Here is a 14,124-nt window from a genome sequence, read left to right as displayed (position 1 = left end):
CCGATCCGACCACCCCGCTCGCACGCCCCGGCACGGGCGCCGAGAGTCGGGGGTGCGACGACGGGTGAGCGGAGGTGGGCGGTGGTCGCCGAGACGTTGGGGGGCGGCGGGGAGCCGGCAGCGGTCGGGTGGGGACGGGTGGCGGCCGCGGCGCGGCGGGCGCGGCCGGCGCTACTGCTGTTCGCCGGTATCCGGGGCCTTGGGGTGCTGTGCGTGGCGGGCTGGGCCCGGCACACCGGGCGGCACCCGCTCACGCTGCTGGGCGCGTCCTGGGACTCCCAGTGGTACCTGAGCATCGCCCAGCACGGCTACGGCTCGCCGGCCACGCCCCGCTCCTGGCCCCAACTGCCGGCGGCCGACCTGGCGTTCTTCCCGCTGTACCCGTGGCTGGTGCGGGCCCTACGGGCGGCGGTGCCCCTCGGTGCGGCCTCCGCGGGGCTGTTGGTCGCATGGGCCGCGGCGCTGGCGGCGGCGTGGGGGATCTTCGCGGTGGGCGAGCGCCTGCACGGGCGGCGCACCGGCGTCCTGCTCGTCGCCCTGTGGGCGCTGCTGCCGCACGCCGTCATCGAGTCGCTGGCGTACACCGAGACGCTGCTGACCGCGCTGTCCGCCTGGTCGTTGTACGCGGTGCTGACCCGGCGCCCGGTGTGGGCCGGGGCGCTGGCCGCGCTGGCGGGGCTGGCCCGGCCCAGCGCGCTGGCGACCGTCGCCGCGGTGGAGTTGGCGGTGGTGGCCGTGGCCTGGCGGCAGCGCCGACCGGACTGCCCAGGCCGCGGGCGGGTGCCACCCGCGCGGTTGTGGGCGGCCGCGCTGCTCGCGCCGACCGGGTGGCTGGCGTACGTGCTGTGGGTGGGGTGGCACACCGGCCGCGGACCGCTGGGCTACCTCGACGTGCAGGCGCTGTGGGGCTCGCGGTTCGACCTCGGCCGGGACACCCTGCGCGCGGTCCGGCGCCTGGTGCTGGCCGGGGCGCCGCCGGCCTACTGCATGGCGCTCGCCTCGCTCGCGGTGGCGCTGCTGCTGTACGCCCTGCTGGTGGCGGACCGGCCGCCGGTCGCGGTGCTCGGCTACGTCACCGTGCTGGTCGTCCTCGCTCTGGGCGGCACCCACTACTTCGCGTCGAAGCCGCGCTTCCTGCTGCCGGCCTTCCCGCTGCTGCTGCCGGCGGCCCGGGCGCTGGCCGGGGCCCGCCGGCGCACTACCGCCCTGCTGTCCGCCGCGCTGGCCGCGCTCTCCTTCGGGTACGGGGCGTACCTGCTGACCGTCGCCGCGATGCCGCTGTGAGGCGGCCGGGCCCGGGCCCGAGAACGACCGCGGGCCCCGGAGCCGACGAGGTCGGTTCCGGGGCCCGGGCAGCCGGGACGCGAGGGGCTTTCAGCCCTCGTCGTCGCCCGGCTTCTCGTTGGGGTCGCCTTCGATCTCGGCCTCCAGGCCGAGCTGCTCGACGATCCACCTGTCGAATTCGATCGAGGCGCGCACCCAGCTGACCGTGCTCGACACGAAGTGTTCGAGCGAGACACCGGTGCCGACCAGCATCGATGCCTCACCGATCAGACGGACGCTGCCGTCGTCGTGGGTGTGGGTGTACACCTTGGGCCAGAGCGTCCGACGGTTCCAGTCGTCGATCGCCTCCAGCAGCTTCAGCTTCTCGTCGATGTCGTGGGCGCGGTCGTAGAACGTGCGGACGGAGAAGATCTCCTGCTCCGCCTCACCGCGGAACATGAAGTACGTGCGGAACTGCTCCCACGGGGCGGCGAGGTCACCCTCCTCGTCGACGACGTACTTCAGCTCCATCTGGTCAAGCAGCTGCTTGACCAGGTCCTGGTCGGGGACGACGGGCCCCTCAGGCCCCGACGGCTGCGGTTCGGGCTGGCCCCCGAAATTCGGAATCGAGGACGGGTCGATGCTCACCGTGGAATTCCCTTCGTATGGTCCCTGCCATCCTCCCCCATACGCTCCCGGTCCTGGCAACCCCGGGGCGGCGGACCGGCGCGTATGGGGGCGACGGCGCGACCGCAAGGCGCCCGGCGCGGTCAGGCCGCGGGGCGCACCGCGGCCACCGACAGGCGCTCGCCGTCGCCGGCTGTGTCGGCCGTGTTCACGTCCACCCGGACCGTGTCCCCGTCGAGCACGTCGCCGGCCAGGATGGCGCGCGCCAGCTGATCGCCGATGGCCGTCTGGACCAGGCGGCGCAGCGGGCGGGCGCCGTAGGAGAGGTCCGGGGCCGGAGCGTCGGCGGCCGGCTCCTGACCGAGCCAGGCGAGCCAGGTCAGCGCGCGGTCGGTGACGTCCAGGGTGAGCCGGCGGTCGCCCAGGCGGCGCTGGAGGTGGTCCAGCTGGATCCGGGCGATCCGCTGGAGCTGGTCGGTGCCCAGCGGGTGGAAGACCACCAGGTCGTCCAGCCGGTTGAGGAACTCGGGGCGGAAGGCGGCGCGGACCGTCTCCAGCACCTTCTCCTTCTTCTGCTCCTCCTTCAGCAGCGGGTCCATCAGGAAGTTGGAGCCGAGGTTGGAGGTCAGGATGAGGATGGTGTTACGGAAGTCGACGGTGCGGCCCTGGCCGTCCGTGAGCCGGCCGTCGTCGAGCACCTGGAGCAGGATGTCGAAGACCTCGTGGTGCGCCTTCTCCACCTCGTCCAGCAGCACCACGCTGTACGGACGGCGACGGACCGCCTCGGTGAGCTGACCGCCCTCCTCGTAACCGACGTAGCCGGGAGGCGCGCCCACCAGCCGGGCCACGCTGTGCTTCTCGCTGTACTCCGACATGTCGATCCGGACCATCGCCCGCTCGTCGTCGAAGAGGAAGTCGGCCAGCGCCTTGGCCAGTTCGGTCTTGCCGACGCCGGTGGGGCCCAGGAAGAGGAACGAGCCGGTGGGCCGGTCCGGGTCGGCGATGCCCGCGCGGGTGCGGCGCACCGCGTCGGAGACCGCGCGCACCGCCTCGTTCTGCCCGATCAGCCGCTTGCCGAGCTCCTCCTCCATGCGCAGCAGCTTCTGGGTCTCGCCCTCCAGCAGCCGCCCGGCCGGGATGCCCGTCCAGGAGCCGACCACGTCCGCGATGTCGTCCGGGCCGACCTCCTCCTTGACCATCGACTCCTTGGCCGCCTCCTGCTCGGCCTCCGCCTCCGCGGCCTCCTCCAACTCCCGCTCCAGGCCCGGGATCTCGCCGTAGAGCAGCTTGGAGGCGGTGTCGAAGTCGCCGTCGCGCTGGGCCCGTTCGGCCTGCCCACGCAGCTCGTCCAGCCGCTCCTTCAACTCGCCCACGCGGTTGAGGGACTGCTTCTCCTTCTCCCAACGGGCGGTCAGCCCGCGCAGCTCCTCCTCCTTGTCGGCGAGGTCCTTGCGCAGCTTCTCCAGCCGCGCCACCGAGCCGGCGTCGGTCTCGTTCTTCAGCGCCAGCTCCTCCATCTTCAACCGGTCGACGGAGCGCTGGAGTTCGTCGATCTCGACGGGCGAGGAGTCGATCTCCATCCGCAGCCGGGAGGCCGCCTCGTCCACCAGGTCGATGGCCTTGTCGGGCAGGAAGCGGGAGGTGATGTAGCGGTCGGAGAGGGTGGCCGCGGCGACCAGCGCCGAGTCGGCGATCTGCACCTTGTGGTGCGCCTCGTAGCGCCCCTTCAGGCCACGCAGGATCGCCACGGTGTCCTCGACGGTCGGCTCGGCGACCAGCACCTGCTGGAAACGCCGCTCCAGCGCCGGGTCCTTCTCGATCCGCTCGCGGTACTCGTCCAGCGTCGTCGCGCCGACCATCCGCAGCTCACCGCGGGCCAGCATCGGCTTGAGCATGTTGCCCGCGTCCATCGCCGAGTCGCCGCCCGCGCCCGCGCCGACGACCGTGTGCAGCTCGTCGATGAACGTGATGACCTGCCCGTCACTGGCCTTGATCTCGGCCAGCACGGTCTTGAGCCGCTCCTCGAACTCACCCCGGTACTTCGCGCCCGCGACCATCGCCCCCAGATCGAGCGCCACCAGCCGCTTGTTGCGCAACGACTCCGGCACATCGCCCTTGACGATCCGCTGCGCCAACCCCTCGACCACCGCGGTCTTGCCCACACCCGGCTCACCGATCAACACCGGGTTGTTCTTCGTACGACGGGAGAGCACCTGCACCACCCGCCGGATCTCCTGGTCCCGGCCGATCACCGGGTCCAACTTGCCCTCCCGGGCCGCCGCGGTGAAGTCCGTACCGAACTTCTCCAGCGCCTTGTAGGTGCCCTCCGGATCGGCGTTGGTCACCCGCTGGCCGCCGCGGCTGGCCTCGAAGGCGGCCAGCAGCTTCTTGGCCGTGGCGCCCTGCTGCTCCAGCAGCTCACCGGTGCGGCCGCCCTTGGCGGCGATGCCGATGAGCAGATGCTCGGTGGAGATATAGGCGTCGCCCAGCTCCTTGGCGCGCTGGGCGGCGTCCGCGATGACGGCGAGCAGCTCGCGGTCCGGCTGCGGCGGGGCCACGGTCGAGCCCTGGACGCTGGGCAGCCCGGCGAGCTGCCGCTCGGCGCCGGAACGGAGCTGGGCGGCGTCCGCCTCGACGGCCGCCAGCAGATCCATGATGTTCTCGTTGTCCTGCCCGGCGAGCAGGGCGAGCAGGAGGTGCGCGGACGTCATGTCCGCGTGCCCGGCGGTGACCGCCCGCTCGTTGGCGGCGCTCAGCGCCTCCCGGCTCTTGTTGGTCAGCTCGGCGTCCACGTCTGCCTGATCCTCCTCGTGCGTCCGGCGCTCCGCGCGCTTCCTCTATCCAATCCTGCCTTGCTCAACGTGCGATAAGTTGAGTCTATTCCACTCAAGGCAATCGATCACGCTTACGAGTGAAGATCCGACCATCGGCCTCTTTCCGCAGGCGGCGGCCGGTGACACTGGCCATCGAACACAAGGAGGTGCAGCATGACGGCTATGGCACACGAGCCCGTAGCGACGAACGAAAAGACCCTCCTGGACGGCTTCTTCGCCTTGGAGACCCCCGAGGGCTTCAAGGCGGAGCTGATCGAGGGGGAGATCGTCGTGACGCCGCCGCCGGACAACAATCACGAGCGGTTCTTCAGCAGGATCGTCAAGCAGGTTCTGAGCAAGTCCCGCACTGACATGGACGTATCCGGCAACAAGGGGATCGTGCTGTCACCTGGCGGCCTGTATCCCAAGAATTACGTGATCCCGGATGCCACCTTCGTGCCCATTGACGCAGACCTCTTTCGTCTGCCGGGCCACTGGATTCCCAGCGACGCTGTCGCCCTCGTCGTCGAGGTGACCTCAAGCAAGCCTTACCGGGACCGCGTCATCAAGCGCGACGCCTACGCCCGTGCCAACATCCCGCTCTACCTCCTCATCGATCGTGAGAAGTCCATGGTCACGCTGTTCAGCGAGCCTTCCGATGGGGACTACATGGGCAACATCACCGTCCCCTTCGGCAAACCCCTCCCCCTCCCCGCCCCCTTCTCCTTCGACCTGGAGACGGCCGACTTCCTGTGACCGGCCGGGGGCCGCGCTCTGGCCCCCAACTACCCTGGCCCCATGGCCCACGACCTGAGCGCACTGCCCCCCGAGTACCTCGCCTTCTGGGACGAGTACTTCATGTCGACCCTCACGACGCCGCGGGCCAACGGCACCCCGCACGTCGTCCCGGTCGGCGTCACCTACGACGCCGGGCAGCGGATCGCGCGGGTCATCACCCGCAAGGACAGCACCAAGGTCAAGAACGTCCTCGCCGCCGGCGCCGACGGGGCGCGGGTGGCGGTGTGCCAGGTGGACCGCGGCCGTTGGGCGACCCTGGAGGGCATCGCGCGGGTGCGGACCGACGCGGAGGCGGTGGCCGACGCCGAGCGCCGGTACGCCGAGCGGTACGGCCGGACCCCGTCGCCCAACCCGGACCGCGTGCTGATCGAGATCGCGGTGACCCGGGCCCTCGGGCGGGGCTGAGCGCCCCCGCCGGCACACGCCCCGCCACCCGGCGCGCCCGCGCACCACCCCCCGGTATCGGCCGTATCCCCGCCAACTCGCCTGACCGGTACGGGTACCGGCCAGCCCCGCCCACCCACCAGGTCCGGACCTGGCCGGAACCGGACCGTTCAAATCCGCTCCCGGGCCCCCAACTGGTAGTCAGGAACGGCAGGAACCGAACACCTCCGCACATCCGTGAGCGGGATCGGACCCGTCCCGGGCGGAAATGACGGCAGTTGGAGGCCGCATGGCGTCGGCACTACGCACCACGACGACCGTTCCGCGCCCACTGCCGCACCAACGCACCAGGCGCCCCCGCCCGCACGCCGAGAACTGCCCGCGCTGCGGCGGGCAGTTGGCCGTGAATCAGGACGGCTGGAAGATCTGCCACGCCTGCGGATACGCGTCGCCGCCCGGCGCCGTCCCTCCACCCCGGGCCCTTCGCGGGGGTATCGTCGCCCCCACAGTCGCCACGCCCCGGAGGGCACGATGAACTCGGTCCGAGTGACGGCGATCGCCTGTCTGATGCCGCTGTCCGAGCTGGACGAGGATCCGTTCCTGGTCGATGACCGCAGCCAGCACGCCATGTGCAAACAGTGGGCGGCAGCCCGTGACTACCGCCTGACCTGTCAGCTCAGCCTGCACCAGCTGCGCGCCGACCACAGCGCGCTGTGGCACGACGTCGAAAAGGGCCTGGTCGACATGTTCGTCGCGCCCAACCGCCGGGCGCTGGAGTACGCCATCAACGGCGCCGACGAGTTCACCGCACGCTGCGCGGCGGCCGGCATCCGGCTGGAGACCGCCGACCTGGACGAGCCGGTCTACACCCTGGCGATGAAGTCGCGGGTGCACCGCCGGCTGTCGATGCCCACCGCGGGCTACAACGGCTGCTGACTGTAAGGGAGTTGGGCGGGGATCCATCGCCCGGCGGGAACGCACGAAGGGCCGGGGTGGTGCGACCACCCCGGCCCTTCAGCGCGTCGAGCGCAGCATCACTCCGACGACCGCTTGGGCCGCCAGACGACCAACGCACTGGTCTGCTGCACGTCCTGATACGGCACCAGGTCCCGGCGGTACGAGGCGTGCACCGCCGCCTCCCGCTGCCGCATCGTGCTGGCCGCGCCCTCCAGGGCGCCCTGGAGCTCGGCGACCCGCTGCTGGAGCGCCGCGACCTGGTTCTCCAGCTCGATGATGCGCTTGATGCCGGCGAGGTTGATGCCCTCCTCCTGCGACAACTGCTGGACGGTGCGCAGCAGTTCGATGTCGCGGGCGGAGTAGCGGCGGCCCCGCCCGGCCGTGCGGTCGGGCGAGACCAGGCCCAGGCGGTCGTACTGCCGCAGGGTCTGCGGGTGCAGGCCGGAGAGCTGGGCCGCGACGGAGATGACGTACACCGGCGATTCTTCGGTCAGTTCATACGGGTTACGACGCTGCCCGCCCCGGCTGTCCATCTCATGCTCCCTTCGCGGCCTGGAACAGCTCCGCCCGCGGGTCCGGGCCCGCGGTCGCCTCGCGATAGGACTCCAGCGCTTCCTTCGCCTTGTCGCCGAGGTCCTTGGGAACGACCACCTCTATGGTGACCAGCAGATCACCGCGGGTGCCGTCCTTACGGGTCGCGCCCTTGCCGCGGGCCCGCATGGTGCGTCCGTTGGGCGTGCCGGCCGGCAGCTTGAGCGTGACCGGCGGGCCGCCGAGCGTCGGCACCTTGATCTCGCCACCGAGCGCGGCCTCCGGGAAGGTGACCGGCACCGTGACGGTGAGGTTGTCGCCCTTGCGGCCGAAGACCGGGTGGGCCTCGACGTGGACGACCACGTAGAGATCACCGGCCGGGCCGCCGTGCTCGCCCGGAGCGCCCTTGCCGCGCAGCCGGATGCGCTGCCCGTCGGAGACGCCCGCGGGGATGCGGACCTGCATCGTGCGGGCGCTGGACGCCCGGCCGCTGCCCTTGCAGACCTCGCAGGGCTCCTGCGCGATCAGGCCGCGGCCCTTGCAGTCGGCGCACGGGTCGGTGAGCGAGAAGCCGCCGCCCGCGCCCCGGCTGATCTGGCCGGTGCCGACGCAGGTCGGGCAGACCCGCGGCGTGCCGTTCTTGTCGCCGGTGCCCGAACACGCCTTGCAGGGCGCCTGGCTGGACATCCGCAGCGGGACCGTGGCCCCGTCGACCGCCTCGGTGAAGCTGAGCGTCACCTCGGACTCGATGTCCTGGCCGCGGCGCGGCTGCGTGCGGGTGCCGGTGCCGCCGCGGTTGAACAGGCCGCCGAAGACGTCCCCGAGACCGCCGCCGAAGCCGCCGGCACCGGAGCCGGAGCCGCCCGCGCCCCCGGCGCCTCCGAAGAGGTCGCCGAGGTCGAAGTTGAAGCTCCCGCCCCCGCCGGGGCCGGGCCTGAAGCCGCCGTTGCCGAACAGCGCCCGGGCCTCGTCGTACTCCTTGCGGCGCTTGGCGTCGCCGAGCACGTCATTGGCCTCGGAGATCTCCTTGAAGCGCTCCTCGGCCTTGGCGTCGCCCTTGTTGGCGTCGGGGTGGTTCTCCCGGGCCAGCTTGCGGTACGCCTTCTTGATCTCCGCTTCGGTGGCGTCCTTGGGGACGCCGAGGACCTTGTAGTAGTCCTTCTCCACGAAGTCCTTGGTGCTCATCCCCGACGTCCCTCCTTCCGGACGGCTCTCGCCCCGGCCCGCACATCAGCCCTCGTCCGGGCCACCGTTCTCCTTGTCCGCGGCCTCGGCACCCTCGGCTCCCTTACCGCCCTTGGCACCCTTGGACTCCTCGTCGGAGGCCGACTTGGCGCCCTGCGCACCCGGCTGCGGCTCGGCGACCGCGACCCGCGCGGGGCGGATCGTGCGCTCACCGATGCGATACCCGGGCTGCAGGATGGCGACGCATGTCGTCTCCGTGACGTCGGGCGCGTAGGAGTGCATCAGCGCTTCGTGGATCGTCGGGTCGAAGGGCTCGCCCTCCTTGCCGAACTGCTGCAGGCCGAGCTTGGCGACCACGGTCTCCAGCGACTCGCCGACCGACTTGAAGCCGCCGACCAGTTCGCCGTGCTCCCGGGCCCGACCGATGTCGTCGAGCACCGGCAGCAGCTCGGAGAGCAGGTTGGCGACCGCGATCTCCTTGACCGTCACGCGGTCCCGCTCCACCCGGCGGCGGTAGTTCTGGTACTCCGCCTGGAGGCGCTGGAGGTCGGTGGTGCGCTCGTTGAGCGCGGTGCGCACCTGGTCCAACTGGGCCTGCATGCCCACGTCCTGGACGTCCCCGGCCGGGGCCGAGCCCGCCTTGTCGGCGGACTCGGCCCGTGCCGCGTCTTCGGGGGCGGCATCGGAAGGGACGTCGGGCTTCTCCTCGAAGCCCGGGGTCTCCTCCGTCACGCCGCACCGTCCTTCTTCGGCTTCTCGTCGTCGACGATCTCGGCGTCCACGACGTCGTCCTCGGCCTTGGCCTGCTGCTGGCCGCCGGCCTGGGCGCCCTCGGCACCGGCCGCACCCTGGGCCGCCTGCGCGTCGGCGTACATGGCCTGACCCAGCTTCTGGGAGACCGCGGCGACCTTCTCGGACGCGGTCTTGATCTCGGCTGTGTTGTCGCCCTCGGCGGACCCGCCCTTGAGCTTCTCCTTGAGCTCGCCGACGGCGGTCTCGACCTCGGTCTTGACCTCGGCGGGCACCTTGTCCTCGTTGTCCTTGAGGAACTTCTCGGTCTGGTAGACCAGTTGCTCGCCCTGGTTGCGGGTCTCGGCGGCCTCGCGGCGCTGGTGGTCCTCCTCCGCGTAGCGCTCGGCCTCCTCACGCATGCGGTCGACCTCGTCCTTCGGCAGCGAGGAGCCGCCGGTGACGGTCATCTTCTGCTCCTTGCCCGTGCCCAGGTCCTTGGCGGTCACGTGCATGATGCCGTTGGCGTCGATGTCGAAGGAGACCTCGATCTGCGGGACGCCGCGCGGCGCCGGCGGCAGGCCGGTCAGCTCGAACATCCCGAGCTTCTTGTTGTACGCCGCGATCTCGCGCTCGCCCTGGTAGACCTGGATCTGCACGGACGGCTGGTTGTCCTCGGCCGTCGTGAAGATCTCCGAACGCTTCGTCGGGATCGTGGTGTTGCGCTCGATCAGCTTGGTCATGATGCCGCCCTTGGTCTCGATACCGAGGGACAGCGGGGTGACGTCCAGCAGCAGGACGTCCTTGACCTCACCCTTGAGCACACCGGCCTGGAGGCTGGCGCCCATGGCGACGACCTCGTCCGGGTTGACGCCCTTGTTGGCCTCCTTGCCGCCGGTCAGCTCCTTGACGAGCTCGGCGACGGCGGGCATCCGGGTCGAACCGCCGACCAGGACCACGTGGTCGATCTCGGACAGCGAGATGCCGGCGTCCTTGATCACGTTGTGGAACGGGGTCTTGCAGCGGTCGAGCAGGTCCGAGGTGAGCTGCTGGAACTGCGAGCGCGTGAGCTTCTCGTCCAGGTGCAGCGGGCCCTCGGCGGAGGCGGTGATGTAGGGCAGGTTGATCGTCGTCTCGCTGGACGAGGACAGCTCGATCTTCGCCTTCTCGGCGGCCTCGCGCAGGCGCTGGAGCGCCATCTTGTCCTTGGCCAGGTCGACGCCGTGGCCGTTGTTGAACTGCTTGACCAGGTAGTCGACGATGCGCTGGTCCCAGTCGTCACCACCGAGGTGGTTGTCACCGTTGGTGGCCTTGACCTCGACGACGCCGTCACCGATCTCCAGCAGCGACACGTCGAAGGTGCCACCGCCGAGGTCGAAGACGAGAATGGTCTGGTCTTCCTTCTCCAGGCCATAGGCCAGGGCGGCGGCGGTGGGCTCGTTGACGATGCGCAGGACGTTGAGGCCCGCGATCTCACCGGCCTCCTTGGTGGCCTGGCGCTCGGAGTCGTTGAAGTACGCCGGGACGGTGATGACCGCGTCGGTGACCTTCTCGCCGAGGTAGGACTCCGCGTCCCGCTTCAGCTTCTGCAGGATGAACGCAGAGATCTGCTGCGGGTTGAAGTCCTTCTCGTCGATGTTGATCTTCCAGTCAGTGCCCATGTGGCGCTTGACCGACCGGATCGTCCGCTCGACGTTGGTCACCGCCTGACGCTTGGCGACCTCGCCGACCAGCACCTCGCCGTTCTTGGCGAAGGCGACGACGGACGGCGTGGTCCTGGCGCCCTCGGCGTTGGTGATGACGGTGGGCTCACCGCCTTCGAGAACACTGACGACGGAGTTAGTCGTGCCCAGGTCGATGCCGACCGCACGTGCCATTTCGATTCCTCCAGCTGACTTGAGTGGAACAGGCTCAAGAGTGCAGCACCCGATCGAACCTGTCAACAGACCTGAGTCGGAGGCGCTCAACTTTTATGGGGCGCTTATCCTCACCAGACCCTTCGGGAGGACGCCGGCGCCGGCTCGACGGTTGCGCGCGCGACACAGATCACCGGCCGGGCGGCTTCATGGGGCCCGGAATACTGGGTAACCTCAGCGCAGACCCGAAAAGTTACCGCTTAGTAGTTCCGCTCAGATCCCGGCGGCCCGGCCGCTTTTGATCAGCGGAGCGCTTTTAGATTTCTAGATTCCGCCCGCTCTCGCAGGTTCGAGGAGCCTCCCATGCAACTCGCCGCGATCATCGTGTCGCTGGTCCTAATCGCGGTCGGCGTCGCGCTGTTCGGCCGTGCCATCCTGCAGATCTTCCGCCAGGTCCGACTCGGCCAGCCCGTGCCCGCCGGCACCCGCACCGACGAGCCCGTGCAACGCACGGTCACCGTGGCCAAGGAGTTCGTCGGCCACACCCGGATGAACCGCTGGGGCGTCGTGGGCGTGGCCCACTGGTTCGTGGCGGTGGGCTTCCTGTCCCTGCTGCTGACGATCGTCAACGCCATCGGGCAGCTCTTCAAGGCCGACTGGATCCTGCCGGTGATCGGCAACTGGCTCCCCTGGGAGCTGTGGGTCGAGGGCATGGGCACCCTGACGACCGTGGGCATCCTCGTCCTGATCGCCATCCGGCAGCTCAACCGGCCGGGCGGCGCGGGCCGCAAGTCCCGCTTCGCCGGCTCCAATACGGGCCAGGCGTACTTCGTCGAGGCCGTCATCCTCATCGTCGGCATCTGCATCGTCTCGCTGCACGCCCTGGAGGGCGCCCAGCACGGCGTCGACCACTACGAGGCGGCGTACTTCGTCACGTACCCCCTGGTCGCGGCCTTCAAGGGGCTGAGCCTGGGCACGCTGCAGAACCTCACCTACTTCTTCGCCGGCCTGAAGATCGCGACCTCCTTCATCTGGATGATCACGGTCGCCCTGAAGACCGACATGGGCGTGGCCTGGCACCGCTTCCTGGCCTTCCCCAACATCTGGTTCAAGCGCGAGGCGGACGGCGGCACGGCGCTCGGCGCGCTCCAGCCGATGGTCTCGGCCGGCAAGCCGATCGACTTCGAAGACCCGGGCGAGGACGACCAGTTCGGCGTCTCGCAGATCGAGCACTTCTCGTGGAAGGGCCTGCTGGACTTCTCCACCTGCACCGAGTGCGGCCGCTGCCAGTCGCAGTGCCCCGCGTGGAACACCGGCAAGCCGCTCTCCCCCAAGCTCCTGATCATGTCGCTGCGCGACCACGCGCACGCCAAGGCCCCGTACCTGCTCGCCGGCGGCGGCAAGGACGCCGAGGGCCACGAGAAGGCGACCGCGGAGCAGCTCAAGGACGTCCCGGCCAGCGCCCTCGCCGAGGCCGAGCGCCCGCTGATCGGCACCCTGGAGGCCGCGTCCGACAGCGGCTTCGCCGCGGGCGGGGTCATCGACCCCGACGTGCTGTGGTCCTGCACCACCTGCGGCGCCTGCGTCGAGCAGTGCCCGGTGGACATCGAGCACATCGACCACATCGTCGACATGCGCCGCTACCAGGTCATGATCGAGTCCTCGTTCCCGTCCGAGGCGGGCACGATGCTCAAGAACCTGGAGAAGAAGGGCAACCCCTGGGGCCTGGCCAAGAAGCAGCGGCTGGCCTGGACCAAGGAGGTCGACTTCGAGGTCCCGGTCGTCGGCAAGGACATCGAGGACCTCACCGAGGTCGACTACCTCTACTGGGTCGGCTGCGCCGGCGCCCTGGAGGACCGCGCCAAGAAGACGACCAAGGCGTTCGCGGAACTCCTGCACATCGCGGGCGTGAAGTTCGCGATCATGGGTGGCGACGAGGCGTGCACCGGTGACTCCGCCCGCCGCATGGGCAACGAGTTCCTCTTCCAGCAGCTCGGCCAGCAGAACGTCGAGGCCCTGAACATGGCCTTCGGCGAGGACAGCGACGACGAGTCCACGAAGAAGCCCAAGGCGTCCAAGAAGATCGTCGCCACCTGCCCGCACTGCCTGAACACCCTCGGCAACGAGTACCCGCAGCTCGGCGGCGACTACGAGGTCATCCACCACACCCAGCTGCTCCAGCACCTCGTCGACGAGGGCAAGCTGATCCCGGTCACCCCGGTCGAGGGCCTGATCACCTACCACGACCCGTGCTACCTGGGCCGCCACAACAAGATCTACACGCCGCCGCGCGAGATCATCGGCAAGGTCCCGGGCCTGCGGAACGAGGAGATGCACCGCCACAAGGAGCGCGGCTTCTGCTGTGGCGCCGGCGGCGCCCGGATGTGGATGGAAGAGCGGATCGGCAAGCGCATCAACGACGAACGCGTCGATGAGGCCCTGTCGTTGGACCCCGACATCGTCTCCACCGCCTGCCCGTTCTGCCTGGTCATGCTGACCGACTCGGTCAACGGCAAGAAGAACGACGGCAAGGCCAAGGAATCCGTCCAGGTCGTCGACGTCGCCCAGCTGCTGCTGGACTCCGTCAAGACGCCGCTGGATCCGCCGGCGGCGGATGCGGAGGCGGCGGAGTCCTCGCCGGCACCGGCGAAGTGAGTTAACGGCGTCCCGGACGCCGAACGTTTGACGGCCGGCCCCATGGGGCCGGCCGTCTCCTTTTCCTGTCGGTTGCGCCTTTCCGCTGCGCTTGGCGTGCCTCCCACGTTGTTGGCTTTCCCACCGTTGCCTGCGGCCGGCTGTGCCCCACGTTGTTGGCTTTCCCGCCGCGCGGGTTGCTGTTGTTTGCGCCTGGCGGCGCGGGCTTGTTGCCGCTGCGCGGGGCTTTTGGGTGCGGTGACGGTCCTCCGGGGTGGGGGTGCCAGACTGCTTCGCTTTACGTAAGGCACCCCCCCCCCACCCCCCCCAACCCACCCCGAGGTGGG

Annotated in this window: 11 protein-coding genes; 5 read left to right on the top strand and 6 right to left on the bottom strand. The window is 70.1% G+C overall.

The window, feature by feature from the left end:
• Positions 1–81: 81 nt before the first annotated feature.
• Entirely contained in the window at positions 82–1,284 is a 1,203-nt protein-coding gene (locus tag ACFVFQ_RS26805; RefSeq protein ID WP_383420497.1) for a hypothetical protein, read from the top strand.
• A 90-nt stretch (positions 1,285–1,374) separates the two neighbouring features.
• Here ACFVFQ_RS26805 and ACFVFQ_RS26800 read toward each other — a convergent pair whose 3' ends face one another.
• Positions 1,375–1,911 carry a YbjN domain-containing protein gene (locus ACFVFQ_RS26800; RefSeq protein ID WP_383420495.1) on the bottom strand — a complete coding sequence of 179 codons (537 nt, stop codon included), beginning with the start codon at positions 1,909–1,911 and terminating at the stop codon, positions 1,375–1,377.
• Between the two features lie 122 nt (positions 1,912–2,033).
• On the bottom strand, positions 2,034–4,682 hold the full coding sequence (gene clpB / locus ACFVFQ_RS26795) for an ATP-dependent chaperone ClpB (RefSeq protein ID WP_383420492.1): 2,649 nt from the start codon (positions 4,680–4,682) through the stop codon (positions 2,034–2,036).
• Between the two features lie 195 nt (positions 4,683–4,877).
• Here clpB and ACFVFQ_RS26790 point away from each other — a divergent pair, with 195 nt between their 5' ends.
• From ACFVFQ_RS26790 to ACFVFQ_RS26780, 3 genes are all read left to right on the top strand, one after another.
• Positions 4,878–5,459, top strand: a complete 582-nt coding sequence (locus ACFVFQ_RS26790; protein WP_383420490.1) for a Uma2 family endonuclease — start codon at positions 4,878–4,880, stop codon at positions 5,457–5,459.
• A 42-nt stretch (positions 5,460–5,501) separates the two neighbouring features.
• Positions 5,502–5,906 (top strand): pyridoxamine 5'-phosphate oxidase family protein, encoded by a 405-nt coding sequence (locus ACFVFQ_RS26785; protein WP_383420488.1) that lies wholly within the window; start codon positions 5,502–5,504, stop codon positions 5,904–5,906.
• A 510-nt stretch (positions 5,907–6,416) separates the two neighbouring features.
• Positions 6,417–6,821: a hypothetical protein gene (locus ACFVFQ_RS26780; protein ID WP_383420486.1), complete on the top strand. Its 405-nt coding sequence runs from the start codon at positions 6,417–6,419 to the stop codon at positions 6,819–6,821.
• 98 nt (positions 6,822–6,919) lie between these two features.
• Here ACFVFQ_RS26780 and ACFVFQ_RS26775 read toward each other — a convergent pair whose 3' ends face one another.
• From ACFVFQ_RS26775 to dnaK, 4 genes are read right to left on the bottom strand one after another with little or no spacing between them, the layout of a single operon-like run.
• Positions 6,920–7,375: a heat shock protein transcriptional repressor HspR gene (locus ACFVFQ_RS26775; protein WP_274914840.1), complete on the bottom strand. Its 456-nt coding sequence runs from the start codon at positions 7,373–7,375 to the stop codon at positions 6,920–6,922.
• A 1-nt stretch (position 7,376) separates the two neighbouring features.
• Positions 7,377–8,558, bottom strand: a complete 1,182-nt coding sequence (dnaJ, locus tag ACFVFQ_RS26770) for a molecular chaperone DnaJ (protein WP_383420484.1) — start codon at positions 8,556–8,558, stop codon at positions 7,377–7,379.
• Between the two features lie 45 nt (positions 8,559–8,603).
• Positions 8,604–9,290, bottom strand: a complete 687-nt coding sequence (gene grpE, locus ACFVFQ_RS26765) for a nucleotide exchange factor GrpE (protein WP_383420482.1) — start codon at positions 9,288–9,290, stop codon at positions 8,604–8,606.
• The gene (gene dnaK / locus ACFVFQ_RS26760; RefSeq protein ID WP_383420480.1) at positions 9,287–11,164 is read right to left on the bottom strand and encodes a molecular chaperone DnaK; all 1,878 of its coding nucleotides are present in this window, start codon (positions 11,162–11,164) and stop codon (positions 9,287–9,289) included. The genes grpE and dnaK overlap by 4 nt, the downstream gene beginning before the upstream one ends.
• 342 nt (positions 11,165–11,506) lie before the next feature.
• Here dnaK and ACFVFQ_RS26755 point away from each other — a divergent pair, with 342 nt between their 5' ends.
• Entirely contained in the window at positions 11,507–13,798 is a 2,292-nt protein-coding gene (locus ACFVFQ_RS26755; protein WP_383420478.1) for a (Fe-S)-binding protein, read from the top strand.
• The last annotated feature ends 326 nt before the right edge of the window (positions 13,799–14,124 follow it).

Source organism: Streptomyces sp. NPDC057743, assembly GCF_042798755.1.
Taxonomy (GTDB): Bacteria; Actinomycetota; Actinomycetes; order Streptomycetales; family Streptomycetaceae; genus Streptomyces.
This window is presented reverse-complemented; position numbering and strand designations above follow the sequence as displayed.

Excerpts from the sequence above, each read along its gene's own strand:
- ACFVFQ_RS26775 (WP_274914840.1), bottom strand. The coding sequence starts at position 7,375 with ATGGACAGCCGGGGCGGGCAGCGTCGTAACCCGTATGAACTGACCGAA.
- ACFVFQ_RS26790 (WP_383420490.1), top strand. The coding sequence starts at position 4,878 with ATGACGGCTATGGCACACGAGCCCGTAGCGACGAACGAAAAGACCCTC.
- ACFVFQ_RS26785 (WP_383420488.1), top strand. The coding sequence starts at position 5,502 with ATGGCCCACGACCTGAGCGCACTGCCCCCCGAGTACCTCGCCTTCTGG.
- dnaK (WP_383420480.1), bottom strand. The coding sequence starts at position 11,164 with ATGGCACGTGCGGTCGGCATCGACCTGGGCACGACTAACTCCGTCGTC.
- dnaJ (WP_383420484.1), bottom strand. The coding sequence starts at position 8,558 with ATGAGCACCAAGGACTTCGTGGAGAAGGACTACTACAAGGTCCTCGGC.
- ACFVFQ_RS26755 (WP_383420478.1), top strand. The coding sequence starts at position 11,507 with ATGCAACTCGCCGCGATCATCGTGTCGCTGGTCCTAATCGCGGTCGGC.
- ACFVFQ_RS26780 (WP_383420486.1), top strand. The coding sequence starts at position 6,417 with ATGAACTCGGTCCGAGTGACGGCGATCGCCTGTCTGATGCCGCTGTCC.